Annotated in this window: 13 protein-coding genes; 5 read left to right on the plus strand and 8 right to left on the minus strand. The window is 67.6% G+C overall.

Translation table 11 applies throughout. The features are described from left to right. Nucleotides 1-339: 339 nt before the first annotated feature. The 4 genes from MED15_RS13685 to MED15_RS13700 form a co-directional block, all read right to left on the minus strand. Nucleotides 340-1,314, minus strand: coding sequence for a hypothetical protein (locus MED15_RS13685; RefSeq protein WP_112735797.1), 975 nt, complete (start codon nt 1,312-1,314; stop codon nt 340-342). Nucleotides 1,315-1,372: 58 nt separating this feature from the next. After that, nucleotides 1,373-1,807, minus strand: coding sequence for a hypothetical protein (locus MED15_RS13690; protein WP_112698971.1), 435 nt, complete (start codon nt 1,805-1,807; stop codon nt 1,373-1,375). Between the two features lie 2,466 nt (nt 1,808-4,273). Then, the gene (locus tag MED15_RS13695) at nt 4,274-4,891 is read right to left on the minus strand and encodes an HAD family hydrolase (RefSeq protein WP_112735799.1); all 618 of its coding nucleotides are present in this window, start codon (nt 4,889-4,891) and stop codon (nt 4,274-4,276) included. 4 nt (nt 4,892-4,895) lie between these two features. Further along, on the minus strand, nt 4,896-5,654 hold the full coding sequence (locus tag MED15_RS13700; protein WP_112583047.1) for a DeoR/GlpR family DNA-binding transcription regulator: 759 nt from the start codon (nt 5,652-5,654) through the stop codon (nt 4,896-4,898). A gap of 61 nt (nt 5,655-5,715) precedes the next feature. Between MED15_RS13700 and MED15_RS13705 the strand changes: the two genes are divergently transcribed. Together MED15_RS13705 and MED15_RS13710 are read left to right on the plus strand one after the other, a co-directional pair. Further along, nucleotides 5,716-6,942, plus strand: coding sequence for an MFS transporter (locus tag MED15_RS13705; protein ID WP_112735801.1), 1,227 nt, complete (start codon nt 5,716-5,718; stop codon nt 6,940-6,942). Nucleotides 6,943-7,635: 693 nt separating this feature from the next. After that, nucleotides 7,636-9,117: a recombinase family protein gene (locus tag MED15_RS13710; protein ID WP_208646649.1), complete on the plus strand. Its 1,482-nt coding sequence runs from the start codon at nt 7,636-7,638 to the stop codon at nt 9,115-9,117. A 635-nt stretch (nt 9,118-9,752) separates the two neighbouring features. Here the strand turns inward: MED15_RS13710 and MED15_RS13715 are convergent. The 3 genes from MED15_RS13715 to MED15_RS13735 all read right to left on the minus strand — a co-directional run bounded on the left by MED15_RS13715 (nt 9,753) and on the right by MED15_RS13735 (nt 13,772). After that, a complete protein-coding gene (locus tag MED15_RS13715; protein ID WP_112735805.1) occupies nt 9,753-10,049 on the minus strand; it encodes a hypothetical protein in 297 nt (98 codons plus the stop codon). Between the two features lie 967 nt (nt 10,050-11,016). After that, on the minus strand, nt 11,017-12,636 hold the full coding sequence (locus tag MED15_RS13730; RefSeq protein WP_112735811.1) for a pentapeptide repeat-containing protein: 1,620 nt from the start codon (nt 12,634-12,636) through the stop codon (nt 11,017-11,019). A gap of 725 nt (nt 12,637-13,361) precedes the next feature. Next, nucleotides 13,362-13,772, minus strand: a complete 411-nt coding sequence (locus MED15_RS13735; protein ID WP_112735813.1) for a hypothetical protein — start codon at nt 13,770-13,772, stop codon at nt 13,362-13,364. A gap of 207 nt (nt 13,773-13,979) precedes the next feature. Between MED15_RS13735 and MED15_RS13740 the strand changes: the two genes are divergently transcribed. Then, complete coding sequence (locus tag MED15_RS13740) at nt 13,980-14,747, plus strand: abortive infection system antitoxin AbiGi family protein (protein ID WP_146766714.1); 768 nt, start codon at nt 13,980-13,982, stop codon at nt 14,745-14,747. Nucleotides 14,748-14,949: 202 nt separating this feature from the next. Then, the gene (locus MED15_RS13745; protein ID WP_112735817.1) at nt 14,950-15,495 is read left to right on the plus strand and encodes a hypothetical protein; all 546 of its coding nucleotides are present in this window, start codon (nt 14,950-14,952) and stop codon (nt 15,493-15,495) included. Nucleotides 15,496-15,790: 295 nt separating this feature from the next. Here the strand turns inward: MED15_RS13745 and MED15_RS13750 are convergent, their stop codons facing one another. Continuing rightward, complete coding sequence (locus tag MED15_RS13750; protein WP_146766715.1) at nt 15,791-19,501, minus strand: hypothetical protein; 3,711 nt, start codon at nt 19,499-19,501, stop codon at nt 15,791-15,793. A 667-nt stretch (nt 19,502-20,168) separates the two neighbouring features. Here MED15_RS13750 and MED15_RS13760 point away from each other — a divergent pair. Continuing rightward, complete coding sequence (locus MED15_RS13760) at nt 20,169-25,286, plus strand: hypothetical protein (RefSeq protein ID WP_146766716.1); 5,118 nt, start codon at nt 20,169-20,171, stop codon at nt 25,284-25,286. The last annotated feature ends 52 nt before the right edge of the window (nt 25,287-25,338 follow it).

The following is a 25,338-nucleotide window of genomic DNA, read 5'->3' on the forward strand; positions in this document are numbered from 1 at the left end:
AGCACTCCGCGGGAAACAGGATGCTGCGCCCACTCTGACCTGCAGAAACGAGAAGCCGCAGGTGGGGGGAGGTGCGGTTGAGCGCCGTTGTGCGCTATTGGATGCAGCTCAACGCCGTTCAAGACACCCGGCTGCTCCCACCCTGCCCCTCATTCCCGGGCCCGTGGCCCTGGCGTCGCCCAGACGCCGTGGGCACCGCTTCGGCACGTCTCCAGCGAGCAGTGCGAGGCCGATGTTAGTCAACCGCAGCCGGGGCGCCGAGGCGCAGCGCGCACGGCCGGCGGCATATCGGGGTGGCTGGGTCGCCGGGCAGATCCGAATGTTGGTCTTAAAGGGTGGTCACCCAACGAGCCGGCGGCACGCACTCCGGCTGCGCGGTAATCCGGCCTGCTTGAAGACGAGACCGCAACTTCCGTTCGTCGAGTCCCAGAGCTCGTCGTTGGTCACCAGCGCCCGAACCAACGCGCGCTGCGGTTCAGTAAGGGGCCGGCTCGTCGCGTACGGCTCGGGGAACGCGAACCGCACCAACGCACCCCAGCCGTCGCCGAAGCCGGCCCAACTGTCCCGACTGGCCACCTGACAAGCAGCCGTGGCGATCTCGTCGAAGTCAGCGGCGACGCGGATCGCCGCGGCGACGAGCGCGAACTCGTGCACTCCCAGAGGTGGTGGCTCAGCCAGCGCGGCCAGGATGACCTCACGGCCGCGCGGGTCATCCTCGTGAACCAGCGTGGCCCGGAGCCGGACCGCCGGATCCGGGTCGACGAGCCGGTCGCGGAGGTCAACGCCGAACTGGCCGAGGAAGCGCAGCCACTCCGCCTGCGGCCCGGCACCGCGTTCCGACCACTCCAGAAGGAGCACCGCCAGTTCCTCCCGCCGATCCGCCAGGGACCGCATCCGGGCGATCGCCACAAGGTTCTCCGCGCGGAACAACGCGCGGGCCGGCGGGGACGCCGTGACCAGCGGAAGCACCACCGGGTAAGCCTGCGCGACGGCATCAGCGAGGTCCGGCAGTATCCCCGCGAAGTAGCGATCGTCAGAAAGGTTGATCACGCTCATAGCCGCGTCGCCGAGGAACTCCAAAAGCGACTCCACGGTGTCCAGGTGGGCTCGCCCCTCGGCGAGCAGTGCGGTCACGGCCCGAACAGCCGGCGCGGTAGCTGTCTCCGGGAAACCCTGATGCAGGACCGCCATGTCGAGGTGGTCCAGCGCGGCCTCCCGGGCCTCGGCGTCACCGAACTCCAGCGCGGCCAGGTGCCCCGGGGTGTCAATCGCCCGGCCGTACGCGTGCCCGAGCCGAGTCCAGTCAACCGTCATCGCCACGTCCTCCGCAGTTCGCCGGCCGACGGGAATGGCTGCGCCTTACCCGAGTCGATCAACCACGTCGGGTTGGCTGGTCGCGCCGAAACCAACCGCGGACCTCGGGGCGGCTGGCAAGGAAGAGCAGCGCGACCACCACGAGCGCCTTCGCGACGTTGACCGCCCGCACCCACCAGGGGAACGGCTGAAAGAGGGTCAGCCCGGTGCCGAGCAGCACGATCACCGAAATGAAGATCACCTGCCGGTACGCCTTACGCCGGCCCGACCGCAGCCCGCCGACCACCACCAGGTAAGCGAACGCGACCAGCGCCACGGGCAGCACCCGCGACCACACCGAGGAGCGCAACTCCTCCCGAGCGGTAACCAGGTCGGTGCCGGCTGGCACATCGAGGTGGGCAACCTGGTAGTCCAGCAGATGCTCCTGGAACACCAGCATCAGACCGGCGAGCAGGACGCTCAGGGCCAGGTTGGCCAGCATAAGCACGATCATGCGAGGTACCTGGGACGGCGTAGCCGTAGCGGCGTCGGGATCGGTGGCGTCGGTATCCGGTGTCGTCATCGGCAGGGATCAGATCACACGACGGTTTCCCTTGCCGCCCCGGTCTCCCGCCGCTCCGCTAGCGGTCTCGCAACTCGTCGGGCTGAGCTGATGACGGGCACGATCTCAATCAACGCCGCTGCTGGCTGGTGCGCTGACGCAACGGTCGACGCGCCGTTCGCAATCCAGCTAGACGGGCCGCAGACGCCCAAATCCCGACCATGCCGCAACCGCGACGACCGCCCCAGCTGCTACAGACCACCAGCGACCCACACCGCTGAGTAACCTCTAGGCGACTTCGGGCCCGCCGAAGAGGTCTCCAGCCCTAAAGGCCTGGTCAGGGCACGCCCCGTGGGATCGGTGTCTCGAATGACGGAACCGCGGCGGACTCCGGCAAGCCACCCGCAACGCTCCACATCGACCTACAGCACACCTACAGGCGTGGCGTGAGGCGGCCCGAGACGCCGGCCGGCGCCAGCCATCCCGGAAGCAGCAACGCCTGACCACTTCGACCTCTACTGGGAGGTCACGCCGCACCGCTCCACCGCATCACCACAGGTCACCGCCATCGTCTCCTTCCGGCGTCGGTGAGCACTTCGGGCGCGGAGACCACTTCGCCAACCTGCACCCAATCTGCTCCCAGTTGCAAGGCCAGGCCCACCAACAGCTCCTTACCGCCTTGACCTGCGCACACTCCCCTGCCAGGCCACATAGAACCTTGTCGACCGATGCGCAGAACCACAGAGCACTCTGCGGGAAACAGGACGCTGCACCCCCTCTGAGCTGCGGCAATAGAGCCGCCGGCAGGGGTGGGTGCAGCTGAGCGCCGTTCGACGCCGTTGGGCGCAGTTCAAGGCCGTTCAGGGCACCCCGCTGCTCCCAACCTGCTCCCCCGACCGGGCCCGCGCCGGGCCGCCGACCGCCGACCGACCGTGAAATGCCGGCCCAGTACCCATGCTTGGCGCCAGCGCTGGCTACCGCAGCAGCATCGGTCGATGGGGAAGCACGTCCACGATCGCCGCGCCTTGTCAGCGGCAGATCCCTGCATGGCGAAATCAAGCGTTGTGGCCGATTCCCTTCGGGATCCACGTCTTGATACTGGAGGCGTTCGCAAACGGGAACAGTCGTCTCCCTACGCCGATCAAGCCAGGGGCCTCCCGGGTGACGATCTTCCATGCGGTTTTGTCGAGGCCTTCCGGGCATGGCGGATTCCATGCTCCGCTACGGGGCGCGGGAACGTCTGCGGTCGGAATGAGCAGACGGCCGTCCAAGTGTTCGATGCCTCTGTCAGTGATGGCGAGGTCGCCGGTGAGCCGATGCAGTGAGCTGGAGACAGGGGCGTCGTCCGGCAGCGTCGCGCCGAGTGCTCGCTGCACATTCCGTACTGCAATGTGCGAACGACGCCAGCAGCGATTCGGTAACACTAGCCAGGCCGGCCGAGCCCGTGAAGCCCCGGGCAAGCTCAAGACCGACCGGTCCCTGTGGTACGAAGGGCCCGGCCGCGATCCGCGCTTCCTGTGGCTGGGTGCCGCCGGCGGTAGTTCTGTAGGGCCGCATGATGATCCATCTCCCCATCGTGGCGACAGGGCCGGATCGGAAATGGGTGCCGCCGCCGACAGAGAAGCAGAGCGAACTGGCGGTGGCCGACCGCCCATAGGCGGTCGACTGCGGCGAGCCAACCTCACTGGCTCGCCGCCGTTCTCTTGTCTGGGGCTGCGTGCCCGCCGGGCCACCATGATGGTCAGCTACGACCCGAACTGCCAGCGGCCTCAGGAGATGCGGTGTCAAGCCCGGTCGCGAGTCGAGTTTGCCAATCGACGGATTCCAGCCCGGGCACGCCGATGAGCGCCCGCCGAGGGCCGTAGGGAATACCAGGCAGACCATGGGCGGGAGCGCCGTGCTCCCAATCTGCTCCCAATCTAAGGGGCAACAGCGCCGAAGCCCGTTACCGATTGATCCGGCAACGGGCTTCTGACCTGCATGTACTGAGAGTGGGCGATGCTGGTATCGAACCAGCGACCTCTTCGGTGTGAAACAGAACGCCGTACCTGCCCTGACCTGGGAGAACGTGGAGCCGCAGGCAGGGGTGGGTGCAGTTGAGCGCCGTTCGATGCCGTTGGACGCAGTTTAAGGCTGTTCAGGGCACCCCGCTGCTCCCAACCTGCTCCCCCTAGACCGGGCTCGCACCGGGCCGCTGACCGCTCGTGAGCTACCGGCCCAGTGCTGCGGTTGGCACAGCGCTGGCTCCCGCAGCCACATCGGTCGATCGGGGAAGCACGCCCACGATCACCGCGCCTTGTCAGCGGCAAATGAGGATGCACGATCTGGGTGCTGGACTCCGTAAAGGGTGGGCAGCAACCGTGTCCAAGAGACGCAGCATCGTTTCCCCGTGCACCGCGCGAGTCGGGTATACCCCCATCATCTCCGCAGCGCCATGTCCGGCTCGGTGATGGCCTGGCGGGCCTGCGTGAGGCCGATGAACAGGTGGCCGGGCATGCCGATTGCCTCGGCAGCTTGGACGTTCTCGGCGCGGTCGTCGACGAACAGGATGCGTCCGGGCGCGAGGTCGAGCGCCCGGCAGCACCACCGGTAGGCGTCCGGCTCGGGTTTCGCGTGGCCGATACGGCAGGAGAAGGCGACTACGTCGAAGTGCTGCAACCAGCGGTGGTGCTCCTCGTAATGCACTGCCAGTTCTTCCGGGATGTTCGACAGCAACGCGACCCGCCGCCCCGATGCCGCTGTCTGTTCGACAAGGGTGACCATGTCGTCGTCGACGGCGCTCCAGCTAGCGATGTCCGCGTCGATGAGGCGGGCGATCTGGTTGTCATCGATGGTGGTGCGGAGGGCGGCCGCCACCTGCCGCCAGTACTCGAATCCGGTCACCTCACCACGGTCGTAGGGCATCCGCAGCGCCCAGTAGGACTCCCAGAACACGGAGGCTGAGACAGCCGCCGTCGTCACCAGCAATTCCTGGCCGGAAGAGGACTGCTTGCGGGCGATGACGCCGAACAGGTCGAAGAGCACGGTGTCCGCCATCGGGTCACACCCTTCGCACGACGACGCCGGCGGCTTCCAGCGCGTCCGCCTCGTCGTTAGGGGCGTCGTCTCCGGTCACGACGGCGTGCAGCGCGGACGTCGGCGCGACGAAGGCGAGGGCGGTGCGGGAGAACTTGGCCGCCTCGGCGACCGCGATGACACGGTTGGCCGAGGCCATCACGGCACGCTTGATCGCAGCGTCGGCCAGGTCGTACGCGGTTAGGCCGTTCGAGGCATTCAGGCCACAACAGCCGATGACCGCGGTGTCGAAGCGCAGCGCGGCAAGCGACGCCTCCGCAAGGGGGCCGGTGAGCGCCAGCTCACCGGGGCGCGGCTCCCCGCCGGGCAGGAGAAGCCTCAGTTGGGGTGCGCCGACCAGTGTGTTGGCCGCGTGCAGGGACAGCGGCATGACGGTCAGGCGGCGGTGGGTCAGGGCGCGGGCCACTTCGAGGCAGGTAGTACCACTGTCGATCACGACCGCCTCGCCGTCGGCGATCATGCCGGCTACCGCTGCGGCGATGCGCTGCTTGACCTCTAGGCCGTCGTGTGCGCGAAGCACAAACGGTGGTTCCTCGCCGCGCAACAACAGGCTTCTGGCCCCACCGCGGTAACGCTCCAGGACGCCCTGTTCGGCCAGGATCTCCAGGTCTCGGCGGATCGTCATCTCCGAGGTGCTAGTCAGCTCCGCCAGCTCCGCCACGCTGAGCTGCCCAGCCCGCCGTACGGCATCGGTGATCTGTTGGTGTCGGTCCACGCTCGCCATGCGCTCATTGAACACCTCGCACGTTCGATCGGCAAGCTTTCGAACGCGTAATATGTTTGTTATGTTCGGAGGCATGACGAGATCCTCGCGGGCCGCCCGGCTGGCCACCTTCGCCTACTTCACCCTCAACGGCTTCGTCTTGGGGATCTGGATCGTCCACATCCCCGCCGTCGAACACCGGGCCGGAATCAGCCACGCCGTGCTCGGCTGGCTCTTGCTGCTCCTCGGCGCCGGCGCCTTCGCCGGAATGCAACTGGTCGGGCCGCTTACCGACCGTTTCGGCGCTCGCAAGGTCGTGCCGCTGAGCGCGGCGCTGTGCAGTGCGACGCTCGTCCTGCCCGCGCTCGCCGTGAACGCGTGGACACTGGGCGTGGCACTGCTGGTATTTGGCATTGGCAACGGCAGCCTGGACGTCAGCATGAACACCCACGCTGTTCAGGTCGAAGCCCGGTACAAGCGTCCGATCATGTCCGCGTTCCACGCTGTGTTCTCCATCGGCGGGGTTCTCGCCGCGCTGGTCGGCGCCCGGGCCCTCAGCTGGGGTTGGAGCACGACGGCTACCCTGACTGCGGTCAGCCTCTTCGCCCTCGCCGTCACCGCAGTCGTCGCACCCGCACTGTTACCGAGGCCGGAAGCCGCCAGCGTGCTGGAGCGCTCCACCGCCAAGGCCACCACCTGGCGGACCACACCCCCTCGCATCTGGGCGCTCGCCGCGCTCGCCTTGATGCTGATGCTCAGCGAAGGTGTCGCCAACGACTGGAGCGTGCTGGCCATGCGCGACGTGCTCGACGCGCCCGCCGCCACCGCCGCCCTCGCCTACGGTGCCTTCGCCACCGTCATGACGATTGGGCGCTTCCTCACCGACCGGGTCGCCGCACGCTTCGGCCCCGTCGCCATCGTCCGCTACGGATCGGCACTGGCCGCACTCGCCCTCACGATGATCGCCCTTTCACCGTCGATCCCGCTGGCTATCGCCGGATGGGTGCTGTTCGGTATCGGACTGTCTGGCACCATCCCGCAGCTCTTCAGCGCGGCCGGCCACGCCAACCCCAACGCCGCCGGAGCGAACGTCTCCCGCGTCGCCGGCCTCGGCTACCTGGGCATGCTCGCCGGGCCCGCCATCATCGGACCCCTCACCCACCTTATGCCGCTGAACTACACATTCTTCCTGCCCGCAGCCTTCTGCGTAGTCGCCGCCCTCACCGCCCACATCCTTCGATCCAAGGCAGAAGAGCCACAGCCACCGCTGTCGACTGCTGCGCAAAACCGCGGAGCACTCCGCGTGTGAGTGAAGTGCTCTCGGAGCACTGTTGATCCGTGCATAGGCGCAACAACGCATGCCAGCAGCGCAGCTCGCCACATCCCGCAAGTTCACCTACTCGATTGCCATGCACTCCTAGCGCCCGCCCTACTTGACCAGCGGCCGATGCCTTAGGCATCGGCCGCTTCCCTATGCCCTGACGCCAAACCAGCAAGCCACCCAACTCCCGGAGGAACTCACCGTGACAACCCACCCAACCGCTACGGCGCCAACCAGCGACGCATCAAGGCACCACGCCTCGGAACCGCCTCGCAACCGCACCGGCGCTGCCATCGCCCACCCAACGGCCGAGCCTCGGATGCGAGTAACCAAAGTCGAGACGCGGGCAACGCAAGAAGGCCGGCTTGCAGGTCGACCGCCGGACGGAGGCGCATGACGCAGCCATCCCAGCGACCCACACGAGCGGCCATCACGCCCGAGGCCACCATCCGCGCCAGGCAGGCAACTTGACCGACCTAACGAAGACAGCCGTTCATGGACGGTCGACGACGTCGACGGCGGCACATCCACGGGGGTTACCAGAGCCGCTCGCTGCCCTGGCAACGCCGAACCCAGGCCAACACTCTTCTCTCTGCGCTACGTAACCCACGTCGAGGCTTCTCCGCCGTTGTTGTGGGGGAACCCCACCGGGCCTTCTACGGCAACCAGTTCGGTCTCACCGTGCCACTCTTCGCGCACTACGGCGTCGAACTCTGGGTACCCGAGATCGGCGGCCCCATCGACCCCGACAACGAGGCACACGAACTTGTCATGTCCGTCTTCGGCGGCATGAGCAAAGGCGAACGCAACCGCATCAAGCTGCGCGTCCGCACCGCCATGGCCGCCCAGACACTCCTGGAAGGCCGATACCTCGGCGGACGCCCGCCATACGGCTACACCCTGCGTGATCTCGGCCCTCACCCCAACCCCGCGAAGGCCGCCGACGGCAAACACCTCCGCGGGCTCACCCTGGATGCCCAGACCTCCCCCATCGTCCGCCGGATCTTCGACGAATTCCTCGCCGGCTACGGACTATTCGCCATCGCCGAAGGACTCACCGCCAACCACGCGCCCTGCCCCTCGGCACACGACCGGGCCCGCAACAGACACCGCAGCGGCATCGCCTGTTCCAAAAGCGCCATCCGCGTCATCCTCACCAACCCCCGCTACACCGGCCGGCAGGTGTGGAACAAGCAACGCACCGACGAAGTCCTCCTCGACGTCGACGACGTCGCACTGGGTCACACCGGCGTCATGCGTTGGAACGCCCGTGACAAATGGGTGGTCTCGAAGGAGATCACCCACCCACCCCTGATCGACGACGAGACCTTCGAGCAAGCGCAAGCCCTACTCACCCGTCGCGCGCGAGCCGTCGACCGTCAGGAGCGCCAACGCCGCGCCCGCAACCCCTACGTCTTCCGGGGGATGATCTACTGCGCCGTCTGTCAGCGACGCATGCAAGGCCAGTACAACCACGGCGCCGCCTACTACCGCTGCCGCTTCCCCCAGGAATACGCCCTGGCCAACGAGGTCGAACACCCCCGCAACGTCTACCTGCGCGAGGACGCCCTCACCGACCCGCTCGACGAGTGGCTGGCATCCGCGTTCACCCCGGACCACCTCGACCAAACGATCACCGCCATGTGCGACGCCCAACCAACGGACACAACGCCACAGACGGCCGCAGCGCAGGCCACGATCGCGGCCTGCGACGCAAAGCTCGCCCAGTACCGGGCCGCTCTCGACGCTGGCGCAGACCCCGCACTAGTCACCGGTTGGATCACTCAAACCCAGGCCGAACGGATACGAGCCGAAGCTGATCTTCAAACGACCCAGCAGACAGAGTCACGCCGGATGAGCCGCTCCCAGATCGCTGACCTAGTCCGAGCGCTCGGCGACATCGCCGCCGTGCTGCGCGACGCCGACCCCGACGACAAAGCCGAGGTCTACCGGCAACTCGGTCTCCGGCTCACCTACCAGACCGAAACGCAAACGGTGCGCGCTGCAGTGGATCTCAGCGCGCACCGTGGGGTTATGGTTCGTGTCCGAGGGGGGATTCGAACTCTTGTACGTGTCATCGGTGCTCCATTTCGGGTGCACATGCTCATAGATTACGGCACGTTCAGGGTTGGCTCAACCTCGCGCGCTCATTACCGGGCGTGAGCATGAATCGAAGTCGGGCCGCGTATGGTCCAATATTGCCAGCCAGCTGGCTCGGTTATCGACTGGCCGAAATGAACGTGCAGGCATCAAGCCAGCCCCACCGCAGGGGTCCTGGTGAGTTTTCGGTCGACCGGCGTTGACGGCAACCCGTGCCGCTCGCGTTCTTCGGTAGCGAGCGCACCAGGTTCACCGCCTTCGTCGAACTCTGAAATTCACAACAACCGCGCATAGCGCCAGAGCATCCGGCAGCGCGGTCTGTGACGTTGCCTGTCAACTAAAAGGGGGGTGCATGCGAGCGTGACTCTCAGTCAGGATGCGATCGAGAAGACGACGAAGTTGGTCGAGTCTCTCGCTGAGGTGACAACCGCAGTCAAGCGGGACCCCAGTGGGCGACATTCTGGAAGACCCGGACGCGCCTGATCCCGTCATCTGGCTCGATGCCCTACCGCAGAGCGTTCAATGAATGGCTAGCCCTGCCAATGATGTGATCATGAGAATGCGTTCGTCTCGGCCACCGACGGAGCCGGCGCCGCCGGAGTTGCTGCACGAGTGAATCGACATGGATCCCGTGGGCGGGTTCGCTGGTCCTGCGCCGCGCCTGTTGGACGCCCGGCTGTGTCCGCTTCCTGCGGGAGTTACAGCAACAGGTGGTGGTTGCCTGCGGTGCTGCTGACGCAGGTGCCGTTCTGTCGTTGGGTCGCAAGATGGCGCGGCCATAGATGCGCTCGTTTCGTGCCGTTCTGCGCGACGCACAGTTCTGCGGTTACCTGTAAGGAGGCTGGTAGGGGGTAAGTGCCGTGGTACGGCGCGAGCATGAGTGCGTAGTGGGCGGGGCTGAGGTCCGTCATGGCGAGCCATGACAGGACAGGGTGGCTGGCGTCGCCGAAGGCGATGAGCCGCCCCGGTTCGGCGTCCTCGAACACCAGCGACATGTTGTTAGCGCGGGCGCGTCCTCGGGACACGAGGATCGTTCTGTTTGAACGTGCGGAGGGGTGAGCAGCCGCCGTGGATCGTCTCGGACGAACTCTGGGCCGAGATCCGAACCACTGTTGCCACCCCGACCACCACGCCGGCACCGGTTCCCCGGGCCTAAGCGCCTCGACGACCGCAGAGTGTTGTGCGGAATCCTGTTCATGCTTCACACCGCGATTCCGTGAAGGTTCCTGCCCTAGGAGTTGGGGTTCGCCTTGGGAAGACCTGCTGGCGCAGGTTGCGGGACTGGAACGACGCTCGCGCATGGCAACGACTGCACGCGATCCTGCTCGGCAAGCTGCGGGCCACCGATCAGCTGGACATGTCGAGCGTGTTCCACCTGCCAATCAGGAGATCACGCCGCCGCCGTCCGTGAAGGCGCCGAGATAGGGAACCTGCCCGGGGCCGAAGGCCTCGGATAGTGCTCACCCGGCATGGCCGCAAGGGATCGCTGCAGCCCGGATCGTTGAATACCTGACCGTCCACCGGCGGGCCCCGGGCGCTCCCTGGAGGTCGGGGCATCCGGGTTGCAGGGACGTCCCGACTTCGTGAAACCCGAGTCGATCAACCGGGTAGCCGTCGCAGCCAGCGACGAGAAGGGGAGGGACCAGGGCAGTCATAGCCGTGGCACCGCGGCCGACACGGCGGCAGAGATCCTGCACGCCACCGGTCGCGATGGCCTGGCCACAACGGCCAGGACCATCGCTCACCTGCTACACCTGGTCGCCATTCTGGCTCGTAGCCGGGACGGCCAGAGGTAGCCCTACCGAGCCCGGGGTTGACGGGAGTCAACCCCAGGCTCCCTGTAGACGATTCTCCCTGGCCCGTCGTGGTGGCCCTTAGCAGTCGTCCACCCTGCCGGTCGATCCGGGCACCCCACCGCGAGTCCTACGACGCTGGGTGTCTGGCAGCATGGGCGGCTGCTTATCATGCCGTCGGCACAGGCAGCGGCATGTCCGATGGCGGCAGCCACCGGTCCGGCAGGAGAAGCCCGTTCGGCAGCTTGTTGTTGAACGAGAACGTCGGACGGACATCCCCTATCGCCCGCTTGAGATCAACGAGGCCGCCCACGAATCTGGCGCGTTGAAAGGACACCGTGCCGCAAAAGCACGCGCCCTCAAAGTAAACTCTGCCGCCGGAGAATCTGGTGAAGTCGAAGGACACCTTGCAACCGTCGAACAATGTGTCGACGAAGATCAGGTCGCCGCCGCTTACCACCGCCTGGCCGAGAAACACCTCGCCGCCGGAGAACGTCGCGTCGGCGAAGTCCACCTCGCCATCGGAGAACACCGCCCGACCGAAGCCAATCAGCCCGTCCGAGAACGCCGCTTTTTGGAAGAGCACCTCGCTGCCACAGAACCTCGCAGCTTCGAAGGCGACCTCGCCACCGGAGAACGTCGCCTCGGCGAAGGACACCATGCCGCCGAAGAAGCGCGCTCCTTCGAAGGTGACCTCGCCACCGGAGAACACTGCCTTCGCAAAGGACACTGCGCCCGCAGAGAAGGTTGCCTTCGCGAAGGACACCATGCCGCCGGAGAAGTGCACCCGGCTGAAGTCGCCACCGTCGAAGACGGCCCCGGTGAAGTCGAGGTCGCGGCCCTGCCAGCTGTGCGGGTTCGTCGTGGGCAGGCGCAGGTGGTCGCGGATGAGCCGGATGACTGTGTGCCGGACCTGCCGTTCCTCATAGGGGTCGCGGCCGGACGTGCCGACGGGCACCGAATCCGTAACGTCCTCCGCCGGAGCGGCGGCGGGTTCACCGGCAGGCTTGGCGGCGACTGGTGGCGTATAGGGCATACGCAGGTAGGCGCAGAGTACGTCAACGCACATCTGACGCCCGCCGGGCCAGTCGTTGGCCAGGTTGGCGACGGCGTAAACGCCGGCGAGGCGTACGGCGGCCTTGTCCGAGCCGACCAGCTCGACGGCCTTGGTGAAGCGCTCGTTGAACAGCTTGGTGTTCTCCCGACGTTCCTTAGATTCCTCCCGGTGTTCCGCAGCCTCACCGAGATGCTGACGGCGGTATGCGACCGTCAGCGCCACGACGCCACCGACCCCTCCAACCACCGCCAAGACGATCTTCATGGCGTCGAACGTGTTGGTCAACGTCCAGCCACTCGCCGCCGTCACGGCCCCGGGTGGGCCGGACACGTTTGGCGCGGGTGCAGGTGCCGACGGGCTGCCAGTCAACGCCGGGCGACCTACGGCAGTCCACAACAGCGTGCCCAGCCCGAACGCCACTCCGATAGCCAGCCCAAGCAGCAACGCCACATGTACCAGCAACGGCAACTGCGGCCCCTGCCCCGTTCGCTGGGCCGTGCCGCGGCTGCGCGCCGCCGCCGCGATCAGCACGGCCACGGCCACCAGCAGCATGCTGGGCCATGCCTCAATCAGAACTCGGCCGACGGCCACGGCGGCTTGCCCAGCCCGTCGCGGGAACAGCCACATCAACACCGCCGTACTCAGCACGCCCGCCGCAACCAAATACAACAGCCAGCGCTGGAAAGCCTGCGTCGCCATCGCTATCCACACCGAGTGCAGCCACAGTTTCATACCAGCATCCTGGCGTAGACCCGACTGCATCCGGGCGCGCCTTGCGTACCCATAGGACGCCTTTTTGGCGTAGCGACAGCAGCGGAGCGTTTGACCTGCGACAACTACGCCCTAAGCTAAGCCCGTCCATGGGCGGAGGGGTCTGCTGCTCAGGAGCTGTAACTCACTCCGGCTGGTTGCGCGGCGCGACTGACATACCACCCCGAAGCGCAAGCGGTGCACGCTGAAACCGATCTCAGCGCACACCGTGGGCCTATGGGCCGTGTCCGAGGGGCGACACGAACCAATGCCCCACCACCGCTGACCATCAGCAAGACGTTAAAGCTGATGCAAGTGTAGGCGCCCTGGTGACCTCTTCGAAAGCGCACAGGACACTGCACCGACTCTCAGGCTGCGAGAAGGAAAGATTGCAGGTCGCGGTGGGTGCCCCTTCGCCGCGCTTGGGCATCGTTCGACGGCATCCAGTGCCGACGGTTGCCCCCAGCGCGGCCTCGGTCGCGGCGGGCAGCGTCCGATCGACTGGCACGATGTTGCTCTCGCGAGGCGTCTGGCTCGGCCGCTGTAGTCGAAGATTTGTGCCGGACACCTGATGGGGTAGCCGCGGCTGGGTGCCGTTAGCTGTGTGGATAACTGCGGCGTTCGCCGAGGGTCGCGTACTTGAGGCGGTGGCCGCAAAAGGGGGTCGGGAGGAATGCCCGCTTGGGTGTCGTGAGCCGGGACAAGTGTCATGTACGCGAGCGACTGAGCTTCTGCAGGTGGTTACGCATCATTGACAGATCGCTGAGGTGCATACGCACCAGCCAGGGATCTTTGTCGCCATACCGGTAGGGCTCGTAGCGGAACACCCGCTCGCTGGGCCGAACCGGGCTTCTACGCAGCTGCTTGGTGGCCTTGAGGTCCATCGTCACATCGAGCCACCAACGACGACCCGACCGGTATGGACTGGATGCGGCGTGGGCCAAGCCCGAGGCTCGGCGGAATGTGCGCTCGAAGACCCACAGCTCGTCGCCCTCACCGACGGGGTCCCGGCTGTCAAGACCGACGCTCATGGTTCCGTAGCGGATGAACAGGTCCAGGCTTACCTCCTCGCCGTCGAAGAGGTCTGTGTCATTGTGATCGATCACCAGCCACCACACCGGCTCAGCCTGCCGACAACAGGTATTCCCGTCAACAAGTCCGAGGTCGAATGCATCTGCTCCTACGGGACGTCTCGTAACTGGGTGAAGGCGTTGCCCGGGCCGGGCGGGTGGTCAGCCGGCGAGGATGATGTTGTGGAGGTTGGCGATGCCGGAAGCGGCGGGGCAGCCCACCCGACTACGGCAGAGGTATAGCAAAGTGGACCTGTGGCCAGTATCGAGGACCTTCTGCAACGACGTACCGACCTGTCGACCTTCTTGATCCACCTAACCCGTGACACTCTCGGTAATGTCGGGCCCAGTGCCCGGGAGAACCTGCTGACGATGATCGGGGACGGATACATCGAGGCCTGCTCACCGTTCGGGCCGGCGTCGATGCACGAGCCGAACCTGACGTACGCGGCGACGCAGAAGGTCGTGTGCTTCACCGAGACCCCGCTCGAGCACACCTGGATGATGCTGGAGGACATCGACAAGCGCGACGTGCACTTCCAGCCCTACGGCCTGGCCGTCACTAAGACCACTGCTCGCAGGGCCGGCTGCAACCCCGTTTGGTACTCCGACATCACGCCCGGCCGCGACTGGCCGATCGACGCGGTGAACGCCATGGTCAACGACGCCGTACGCCGAGCCACCACCGGCCGGACCGTCGACCGCGACAAGTTGAGCGAGGAGCCCATCTTCAAGCTCACCCCGTTCTTCGAGCAGATGGGCCCGACCAAGTACAGCCGCAAAGAGTTCTGGTGGGAGCGAGAGTGGCGCCGCATCGGCGACTTCCCCCTGTACCCCCGCAGGACCGTCGCGGTCCTGGCACCCGCCCATAACCATGAGCACCTTCGAAAGGAGCTCACCGAAATCAACGAGGGGTGGGGTGCGCGGCCGATCCTTGACCCCCATTGGGGCCTTGAGCGGATGATCGCGGCGATCGCGCAGATCAGCGACGAGCACATCGGTCCGTTCCCTGACGCTGGCTGACACGGCGCGCCGGCGTTCTGGTGGCATGCTTCGTGGCCTGCGCGGTACCTCGTAGACTACCGGCGGCGGTCACGCCCGCCCGTCTCCAAGCCGCTGGCGCCCACGCTGCTGGTGATCGAGGACAAGCCGTCACCGACGCAGCGTGAACTCCACAGCAAACCCTTCCTCGCGAGGGGCGTGGGCCTTCACAGAAGGAAACATCATGGGCAAGCGCAACCGCGCACGCACCCGAACCATCCGCGCCGAGATGGCGCAGACCGGGCAGAACTACACCCGCGCCGCCGCCACAGCAGCTGAGTCACCGCTGGACGGCGGCGGGGTACGCAGCAGCGGCGATGCCGCCGTCGAGCACGTCAAGCGCCTGCTGCGGGCGCAACTGGCCATCGACGACGCCCGCTACGAACGCCTGGAGGAGCTCGAGCAGACGGGGTGTCGCATCGTCGATGGCGGGCAGGTCGGCGTCGACGGGTGGAACATTCTGGACTGGCGCACCGACGAGGTGATCGCCGAAGGCGACGACGGGTGGGAGGGCTACACAGCCGCCACGAAGCGGCTGTGCCCCGACGGCCGGTGGGTTCACGTCGACAGCGTCACCGACGACCTGCCGCTGCCGGAGGTAAGCACCCCGGGGGTACCGCCCTCGCTAGCGAAGGCGCTCGACGATTGGATTAGCCAGAACAGCACATCTGTTGAGGAGATCGCGCAGTTCATCGGCTGGTCCGTCGAGAAGGTCCGCGAGCACCAGTAACGCCGCCTCGGCGTCAGAACGGCGCAGGCACACCCGCTCTCATCGACTGGCTCGCTGTCCACGAGTCAGTTCGACCGGTCGATGAGAGCGGCCCAATCCTCATCTTCGGGCCACTTCGCCAAGGCGGGCACCGGCGTCGCCGGTAGTCATTCCGGCGGTGGCTGCTCAGTCAGGCGATCCCGGCGCTCGGTGGCCTGCTCGCGCATCTCGGCGGCGAGGCAGCAGCTCGACGTCCGTCGGGCTGTAGCCCATGCGGTCAAGGCCGGTCCGGTCGCTGATCTCCACCGTGCCCCGGTCATAGTGGAATGGGCCCTGGTGCCGGGTCGACGCCGGCTTTCAAGATGTCCAGCAGTTGGTGCGGAAGCGCGAAAGGCACCTGCGGTTCGGCGACGAACGCGGCAGGTTCCACATCACGGGTCACCAGGATCGGCACCACGCGCCACCTTGCCCGGTCGGGACCGCCGACCAGCACGGCGACGCCGCGCGCGGCCTCGCGGATCTGTGCGGCCTTGGCGAGCAGCCGCGGCACATACGGCTTCGGACCGCGGTAAAACTTACGAACGTGGTTCCGGAGAGTTTCCGTGCTGAACGCCGCGATTGGGTCCTTGACCTCGCCAACCCACAGTCTGCCTGTGGCCGGATCGGCGACCACCAAGTCCACCTCCCCGAGCGGTTCCGGGATGCCAGCACCCTTGAGCTCGGCCACCTCGACATGGGTGCGGCATGGCAACCCCGTCGCGGCGACGACGCCGTGGACGAGCTCCTCGAGCTGGGCGTTCAACTCCTGCCGATAGGCGCTCATCATGTCGGCGACGCCGGGCGGAAGGTCACGGTGGGCGAACGGCAGCCGTGACCGGTGCAGGTAACCGTCGAACAGACGCTGTGTGTCGAGCAACCGCCACGGCATGATCCACAACTGGCCTTCGGCGTCGACGAGCGGGCGCAAAGCGAGGCGATGCACCCGCCGCTCGATGTCGAGAAATCGCAGCGGGCCCGCCTCGCGCAGGTGGTCACCGGACAGGGTGAGCAGGTCGACGGCTGCCTCAATCTGCGCCACGCTGAGCTCGGACCATTGCGCGGCGGCATCGACGAGTTCGGCACGGCTTACCGCGTGTACGCCGGAAGCGTCGGTGGCCCAGTCGACGGCCACGCCGAGGACGGCACGTATCCCGTCGAGACCCGTGCCCCAGTGATCGCGGAGTCGATCATCGACCCGTTGCAGTTTGACCGGCAGCCGTCCGTGTATTGGGGTAAAGGATCCCTGGTACCGATGTCCCGGTGGTGAGTTTCTGAGGAGGCCGGGGTCGTCGTCCTGATGGTCGTCGGCGGCGCCAGCCGGCTGACTGCCGGCCGGGATGAGACGGGCCGCGCGGCGGTGGTCGGTGTAGGCGGCGAGGTCGATTTCGACGCGCTCGACATCGTCATGGTCGGACCGATCCGGTTCGACCGCGAACATGCCGCGGCTAATGGTAAGGCGCAGGCCATGCAGCCGGTCGGTGTAGCCGCGGGCCACGGCTGCCGTGACCGCCAGCCGGTGCGCCAGCGCGGTGATCTCGGCGACATCGAGCTCGTCGGCGACGGCGCTGCCTACGGGTGGTTCGGCGAGAAGGGACTCGAGGAGGGTCTCCAAGGCGTGGGTCTGCTGGTACTGATCGTCGGTGAGGGCGATCTCGTGCCAGTTGTGCGCCCAGGGCCCGGTGAGGGCTACGGCAAGTTGCTGGGCGCTACGGTAGGCGGTGGCGTGGGCGTCGTTGACCCGGGCGGCGACGGCCAACGTCACCGTGCGATCGAACTGGCACGTTAGGTCGTGCAGCGATTCCTGAACGGCCGGCAGGATGAATTCTTCGCACATCCGCAGTGCGTCCGGGCCGAGAAAGACGCCGTCGGGGGTTCGGCGGGTCAGGATGGCGGTGACGGCTCTCCGAGTGGCGCGGGCGTGTACCGCCGCCGATCGCGGGAGGCCGTCGTTGCGCGCTACCAGTGGAAGTGCCTCCACCTGTCGGTGCACGGTCATGAAGGGCGCCGCCGCCCGCCACGCCATTCGGAATGCTGACGGTGCGAACCCGCTTGCTTCGTCGCCGGTGGCCAGCGCGGTGAGCCCGCGTTCCAGCCCTTCGCCAATGAGCGCATACGCAGATGCCGGGTTGTCGGCGAGCATGATGAAAAGCCCTGCTGCCATGACCAGAGCGATCTGCCTCAAGTTCGGGTCGACCCGCACGAAGGCGAGAGCGCCGTCGGTGTGCTCGAATGACGTGTCCGGGAGCCAGACCAGGACCAGCCGCAGTGTTCGCCCGGTTTCGTCGCCCACGTGTTTACTGATGGCCGGCTTGCGTAGGTGTAGGCGCAGGCTGTCGGCGAATCCCACGATCGTGTCGGGATGGGTGTGCAGCGTGGCGGCGTCATTGAGGTCGACTTCGAGAACGACAGGCGGGTTGACGTTGACCAACATCGCCGGGCTGTCCGGCTTGTAGAACAGGTCGGCGCCATCACCGTGGTCACCACGCGCGAGGGGCCAGTCGATGTGCTCCGCGCTGATGCCGGCCCCGGCCAGCACGGCGTCGACGCCCTCCCACGACGCCGCCCTCTGCCACGTCTCGTCCGTTGTCGCCGGTGCAACGGCCAAACCCTGCCGCGATGCCCCCACCGTGACCGGTCCGATCGAGCCGTGCTCCTTCCACGCTCGCCAGACGTCGAAGATGTCAACGAACGCGACATCGGTATAGCCGGGGTGGAACACGAGGTCTTCGAGGAAGCAGACCACGGTGGTGAGGTCGCCACCGCACTCGGCGAGCATCTCGGCGAGTTCCTCAACGTGGAGGACGACGGCTTCGCCGACCATCTGCGCCACGACGTTCGCCGGCCCTCCGTAGACGATGACCTTCGCAACAGGCCTTTCTCCGGTTACGGAGCGACCACTAGGGCCTTGGGCGATGTTGTGCGTCGTGGCAGTGTCGAGCGACAGCAGTTTCTCGCCCCAGGCGATCCCTCCTTGCAACCCAGCACCACTCACGCCGCTGACCACCGCGATGCGGAACCGCGGGCCCTCAATGACTGGTCGGACGGGTGCTGGTTCGGGCGTCTGGCCACCGCGGCTCACCAGTCGCCGCGAGAGCAGGTCTACGGTGTGCGACCACGTGCGCGCGTGCAACTGCACTGCGGCGTCGCCGGCGTCGCCAACCATCTCCGCGAGATACCGGGTGGCGGCGACCGCTGCGCTCAGCGCCAAGCAGGCCGGCACCCCGACGTGCCGATGCTCAGCGGACACTTGCAGGACTGGCCCGAGCGTTGCCTCGTCGGCAATGTGGCGCATACTCAGATGCTGCCTGTCGCGGGTCAGCCAGGTCAGCGCCCGTCGGGCGGCCGCAGGCTTACTGCACTGGTCAATCCATCCAAACGGCTCGGCGTCGACCAGCCGCAGGACTGCCGACACGTCAGCGTCACCGACACGAGGCGCAGCAGCGCTAGCCTCCGGGCCTGCCTGCCAGGCTGGCGCGAGCTCCTCGATGATGTGGTCGCCATGCGCGAGGCAGACCTCAAGGACGTCACTGAGGGAAAATCCCATGCGAGCCGTTACGGTCTCGTCCACCGCTCGGGCGGTCTGTTCGAGCTGGCGAAGCAGCACCACGGGATGGTCAAAATCGCCGGGGTGAACTCGCCAGCGGCGGCTTCCAAGAGTAAAACCAACCAAGCGGCGAGGATCGTTGGGCGTCCGGGACGTCTCTGGCACGCGGATCGGTGCAGCGCGCAACGCACTCTCGACCAAGCGGACCAGGTCCGCGGGCTGGGCATCGATACCGCCGGCCGGCGGCCGCCGCAGTGCTCGTCCCCATAGCAACGTCAGGTGGTACTCCCAGGGGCGACATGACGGGGAGTCGAGTGCCGCGGCGATCAGTACGAGGATGGACTTGCCCGCGAAGGACGCAAGCGCCCGATCGATCAGGGCCCATCGCGGCTGAGTCCCAGTGTCGTTACGGGCGCCGGTGGGCTGGTAGCGAGTGACGTGCACGGCGCCTATCCTGCGTGATCACGGCCCTCGCGGACCAGCTAGTTCCTCCGCGCCCAGCATTTTTGTGCGGTGGCCTGACATCGCGGGCGCGGTGTGGCCATGGCGACCAAGGTGTCCACATGCGCGCTGCTGATGCTACTGCCGGCATCGCCCGCAGGTGGCGCTGCTGAGCATGTTCCGGGTGCTCTGACCGCGGAACCGAGTCCGCACCACCTCCGGGCGATGATCGCCATCGCGTGCAGCTGCCGCTGGGCCGTGGCGCTGGCTTCCACGGCGGCCCGGCGGACTATCAAGCGCATCTGCAGTGCCGCGCGTCCGGAATCAGTCTTGGGCTGGGCAGCCGGGGGCGGGCCAGGGCGTCGCGGGCAGCGCGTTCGGCGTATCGGATCAGACTTCGCCCCGCCGTAACGGGCCGGTCGCAGCGGTCGGTCCAGCTCGACGACCAGCTCACCGACGTCGGCCAGGTGCCGGGCTAGGCCGGCGCCATAGCCGCCGGAGCCCTCCAACGCCCACGCCCGCAACCCGAGTGTTGTCCGGCCAGGGCCACCAGCTCGGCGTAGCCGCCCGGATCAACGCTCACCGTGGCCCTGGCCACGACCCCGCCACTGAATTCCCCCCGCTTTCGCAGAGTGCGGCCGGGTGAGGTGTGGGCCGGTAGCCTCATGCGATGTCGAGCAGCGAGGCGTCGGGCGGGCGGTCGGTGGCGACGGCGTTCATCACGGGCGGTGGCGGCTTCGCTTTCGAAGACCATGTTGGTGCGTGGCTCGCCGCTGCTATGGCCGCTGGCGAGATGCCGCTGGGCGCCGGGGTGGCGGTCCCGGTAGAGGTACGGTTCCAGGGCAGCGCGTCGGGCTTCTTCCTCGACGATATGGTCGTCACCGGTGACGCAGCCCGCAGGCCGCGGTGGTCGGCGTCGGTGAAGTCCTTCGACATGTTGACCGGAGCCAAGCTGCACACGGAGTTCGTGCAGGCCGCCTGGTGCGACATCCTGGCCGACAGGTTCCAGTCCGCTGCAGACCGGGTCGGCCTGGTGTCAGGGTCAGCGGCGCAGGGCACCTGGGTCGAGCTCGGGGAGTTGATCCAGGAGGCCGCCGCCGACCAGGCTGGCATCGCCTCGCGGATCGGCGTGCCTGGCGCGTTCAACGAGGCGAAGCGCTCGCTGTGGGGCTCGGCGAAGTGCCCGACCGAGCTCGCCGAGCAGCACGGGGTCAACGTGGATTCCTCTCCCGCCCGGCTGCTGGCCTTGCTTCTGCCTCTGCGTCTGGATTTCCTCACCCCTACCTCCCAGGCGATCGTGGACGCGATCCGGTGGTGCCGCGCCGCGCTCGTGCCGCAGCAGGCCGGGAGGGTCGTGGATCTGTGGACGGCGCTGCTCGAGATGGTCGCCGAAATGCGGCCCAGAGGCGGGGCAGTCACCTGGCAGCTTCTGGCTGAGCGGCTGGGCGGGCAGTTCGCGTTTCAGCTGCGCCCGGATGTCGCCCCCGACTGGAGCCTTCTCACCGCGCACACCGCCAGCATGACGGCCCGGGTCCGGGATCGGCTCGGCGACGACGTGGTCCTGGCCCGTGAGGACGTGACCGCCGTGCTCGCCAACGCCGGGGTGGTCAGCGTGCTGTCCGGGCCGTCGGGCTGCGGCAAGACCGTGGCCGCCAAGAGGTGGCTGGCCGCCCTGGACACGCACCATGCGGTGTGGCTGTCGGCCGCGGACCTCGAGGCCGGCGTCGGCGCGCGTCTCAGGCTGACCTGGGGCCTGGAGGAGGTCCTGACACTTGCCCCCGGAGAGGTCCGCCTCGTCGTCGACGGCCTCGACCGGGTCTACACCGACGAGCCGTTCGCCGCGACGGCCGCCCTGGCACGCCTCGCCGCCGCCACCGGCGGCCGGATCCGATTGTTGATCACGTCGCAGCAAGCGGAGTTCCCCCGAGTGTCGGAGCACTTGGTGCAGGCCAACGGCCCGCAGGCCACCCCGCTCGTGATGGGTGACCTGTCTGACGCCGACGTCAATCTGGTGTTGCGCGGGCACCCAGACCTGGCCGCGGTGGTCGTCGCCGGTGGGCTCCGTGGCGTCCTTCGACGCCCGAAGGTCCTCGACCTGGTGCTGCGGATGCCCGGGGCTACGGTTGCCGCTATCCGTGACGAGCCGTCGATCGCTGGCTTGTGGTGGCAGCGGCTGGCCGGCGCAGGCCCGAACGGCGCCACCCGCCAGACGATGCTGCGGCGGATCGCCGTCGAGCAGGCCGACCGCCTGCGGGCCCACACTCCCCTGGACGACCTCCCGGTCGACGCCGTTGGGCTCGTCGACCAACTGCGCGTCGACGGGATCCTCTCGGAGGTCGACGGCCGGGTCTCCTTCACTCACGACCTGTTCGACGACTGGACGCTGTTGCATTACCTGCGCTCCCGTGACGACGTCATCGGCGTGATCGCGGAGAAGGCGGCGCTGCCGTCGTGGCACCGAGCGATCCGCCTGTATGCCGCCGGCGTGCTCCGCGAGCACGGTGTCGACCGGTGGGAGGCCGACCGGTCTGCGCTGGACGCCGCCGACCAGCCGCTCGTGGCGGACTTGTACCTCGACGCGGTGTTCTACGCCCACGACGCCGACCGGCTTCTGGGCGAGCTGTGGTCGCGCCTCGCCGCCGACAGCGCTCTGTTGGCACGGCTGCTGCGCAGGTTCAGGTTCTCCGCGACCGTGCCGGACTGCGGTTGGATCACCGTGCTCGCCGACACACCGGACGTGGCGGTGTACGCCGCCGCGCAGTCGCGGCTGCCGGTATGGCCGCTGTGGCTTCCGGTCCTGCGCGTCCTGGCGGCGGAGCATGAGACCGCGGTCGCCTCGGTCGCCCCGGAGGTCGCCGCGATCGCCGACCTGTGGCTGCGACACGCTCCCGACACGTGGCCGGCCCGCGATCAGGCTGCTGTGATCGGCCTGGCGGTCGGACGGCACATCGTCGCGCACATCGACGGCGGAGGCTTTTTCAACGACACAGTCGAGCCGGTGCTGTGGCGGTGCGTCATCGCCGCCGGCGCGGTCGAACCCGACGCCGTCGCCACCTTCCTCGACACGCTGCTGCCCCCTGTTGACAGCCAGCTCGAGCACAGCGGCCAGGTCGGGGGCCGCCAGCGTCGCGGCCAGACGAGACTCCGTGCAGCCTTGCTGGACGTCGACACCGTGATGCCGTTGCTGCCGGCGTCCGCGCAGCTGGCCCGGGACCTGGTGCTGCGAGCAGCCGTCGACTCCGACCATCACGGCCGCCAGTACTCGCACCACCGGCTGCGTGACGGCCTCGGCATCGCCAGCGCCCCGCGCTCCTTCGATCCGATCCCCGAGTGCGGGCCGTTCCGCGCGATGCTCGTCAACGCCGAACCGCAAGGCGTCGAAGTGGTGCTCGCCCTCGTCGAGCACTCGACCACCCATTGGAGACGCACCCGCAACACCCCGATGTCAGGCGGCCAGGAACCCACGCATGAGCGACCGGCATTCGAGCTGCTCATCGACGGCGCACCCGTCGCGCTGATCGGTGACGCCACCGTCCTGGCCTGGAGCCACGGTGGCCACCGGGTACCGGACATACTGGCGGCGGCGATGATGGCCCTGGAGGCCCACCTCTACAAAGCCCTCGACGCCGGCCGCGACATCACCACGCTCCTCGCCCAGCTCACCGGCAGCCGATCGGTCGCGACGTGGGGGCTGCTCGCCGACATCGCCCGCCACACTCCTGCACTGCTGGAAGGCCCGCTTGCGCCCCTGGTCACCAGCGCCGACCTGCTCGACGACGACCGGATGAGCGTGCAGATGCGCTCCTTCAGTGTGCTCCCGCTCGTCATGGATCCCACTCGAGCGCTGCGAGCCCGCAGTTGGCACACGATGGACCACCGCAAGACCCCGCTCCTGGACTTGGTGCGCCTGGGCGCATTCGTCACCGGCCGGCTCACCGAGCAGCTCACTACCGCCCGAGAGCACTGGGCCGCGACAGACGCGCACCGGTGGCGGGTGATGCTCGCCGCGACCGACATCGCGAACTACCAGGCCGTCCGCGCCACAGACGGAAGGACTTACCTCGAGTACACCCCGCCGGCGGTCCTTGAGGAAGAAGCCCGCGAGATGCGGGACCACCTCGACCGCGATCGCGCCTGGATGGTGTTCGCCCACACCATGCGCCGCAACATCACCGACCATGTCCGCCCCAGCGACACCGAGCTCGAGGAGCATTGGGCCAGCGTCCAGCCTCAACTCGACGCTCTCGCCCCGGACGCTGAGTCGCCGAGCTCGATCAGCGCGGTGGATGACCTGCGATGCGGGTACGCGGCATGGCTGGTGCTGTGCGCCCGCGACTGGCTGCGGAACCACCCCGACCGTGAGACGTGGTGCAAGACCGTGCTGCTGCGCCCCCTCACCGACCCGGCCGCCACGTGGTCCCACGCATACCCCGACAGCCCCTCCGACGATGAATGGGACGTCTTCTGCGCCGAAGCGCTCACCGCCCTGTGGGCCGAGACCCCCGACGACGTCACCGTGCGCGCCGCCATCGCACGGCTGCTGCTCGTTGCGCGTCGCCTCACCCTCACCACCGTGATGCGACTCGCCGCCGCACACCCCCACCTCGCCGGCGACCTGCGCCGGCTCGAGCACCTGACGCTGCACCGGGCGCGGCTGTCGATGTGGGACCACGACATCGACCCACACTTCGAGGAAGTCGACGACTTCGACTTCGACACCGACATCGACCCGGAGGAAGCCGATGGACTCGATGTGAACCAGGAGGACGACGAGCCCGGTCATGGCCCGATCGACGACCTCCCGGAGCTGGCGGCGGCCGTCGAGGCCGCAGTCGACGCCTTCGCCAACGGCAGCCTGCCCGCCGAGGTTCCCCGGCTGGCGGACTGGCTCGCCACTACCCTCGCGACCAGATTCCCCGACGCCCGTGACGACCGCTCCCGCATATTGCGCACCCTCGACCTCGGCTACCTAGTCGCCTCCCGCCCGCACTTCACAGCCCTTGCTGCTGCGGCGGATACGCTCACGCGAGCCCGGGCGGTCGAGTTCGCCGCCGACCTCGCGACGTTCCTCGCCTCCGGGCTGACCCCGGCCAGGACCGCCAATCGTTCCCCCCGCTACCCCAACGACGAGGAACGTGGCGCTCTCGAGCTACTCGCTGACATCACGATCAGCGCCAACGCCACACAGGCCCGGACGATCTGGGAGCCGATCCTCACCCTCGGTGCCACCGCCTCCTCCTGGGTGGGCAACTACCTCAGCCAGGTCTGGAAAATCGCCTGTGCGAAGGACCCGTTGCCAGCAGCCTTCCCCACCCTAGTCGCAGACATGCTCGACTTCGCCACCACCGCCAGCAACTGGCAAGGCCACTCCGGCAGGGGCGTCTTGGCGCTCGCCGTCGCCGGCCTCGGTGAGTGGGGGCACTCGCCGGTCAGCGAGCAGCAGACAGCCGCCATCCGCGCAGCCGATCCGGCGTGGTCGACGTGGTTCGGCGCGCACATGGGCCAAGATGACTTCGCCTACGCGGCCGTCCGCTTCTTCCAGGAACCGGCCGCGGCAGCGTTCGTCCCCGACGCCGTCGGCTGGCTCGCCGCCCGCGAACGTTCCTCCGACCCCACCAATGAGCGGGTCGATACCGCAGTCACCGAGTTCCTGGTCACCATCTCCACTCGCACCCCGAACCCGCTGCGCGGCTCCGGCCCCACCGCAGACAACGGCCGGCAAGTCCTCGCCCGCCTCCACGGTCGAGGCAACGCCGTGGCCGGCCAGCTCCTCAGCAGCTTGACCTGACCGCATCCCACCACCGGCCAGCTACATTGACGTTTCTCCAGGCAACGGCGGT

This window comes from Micromonospora noduli (assembly GCF_003264475.1).
GTDB classification, from domain to species: Bacteria; Actinomycetota; Actinomycetes; order Mycobacteriales; family Micromonosporaceae; genus Micromonospora; species Micromonospora noduli.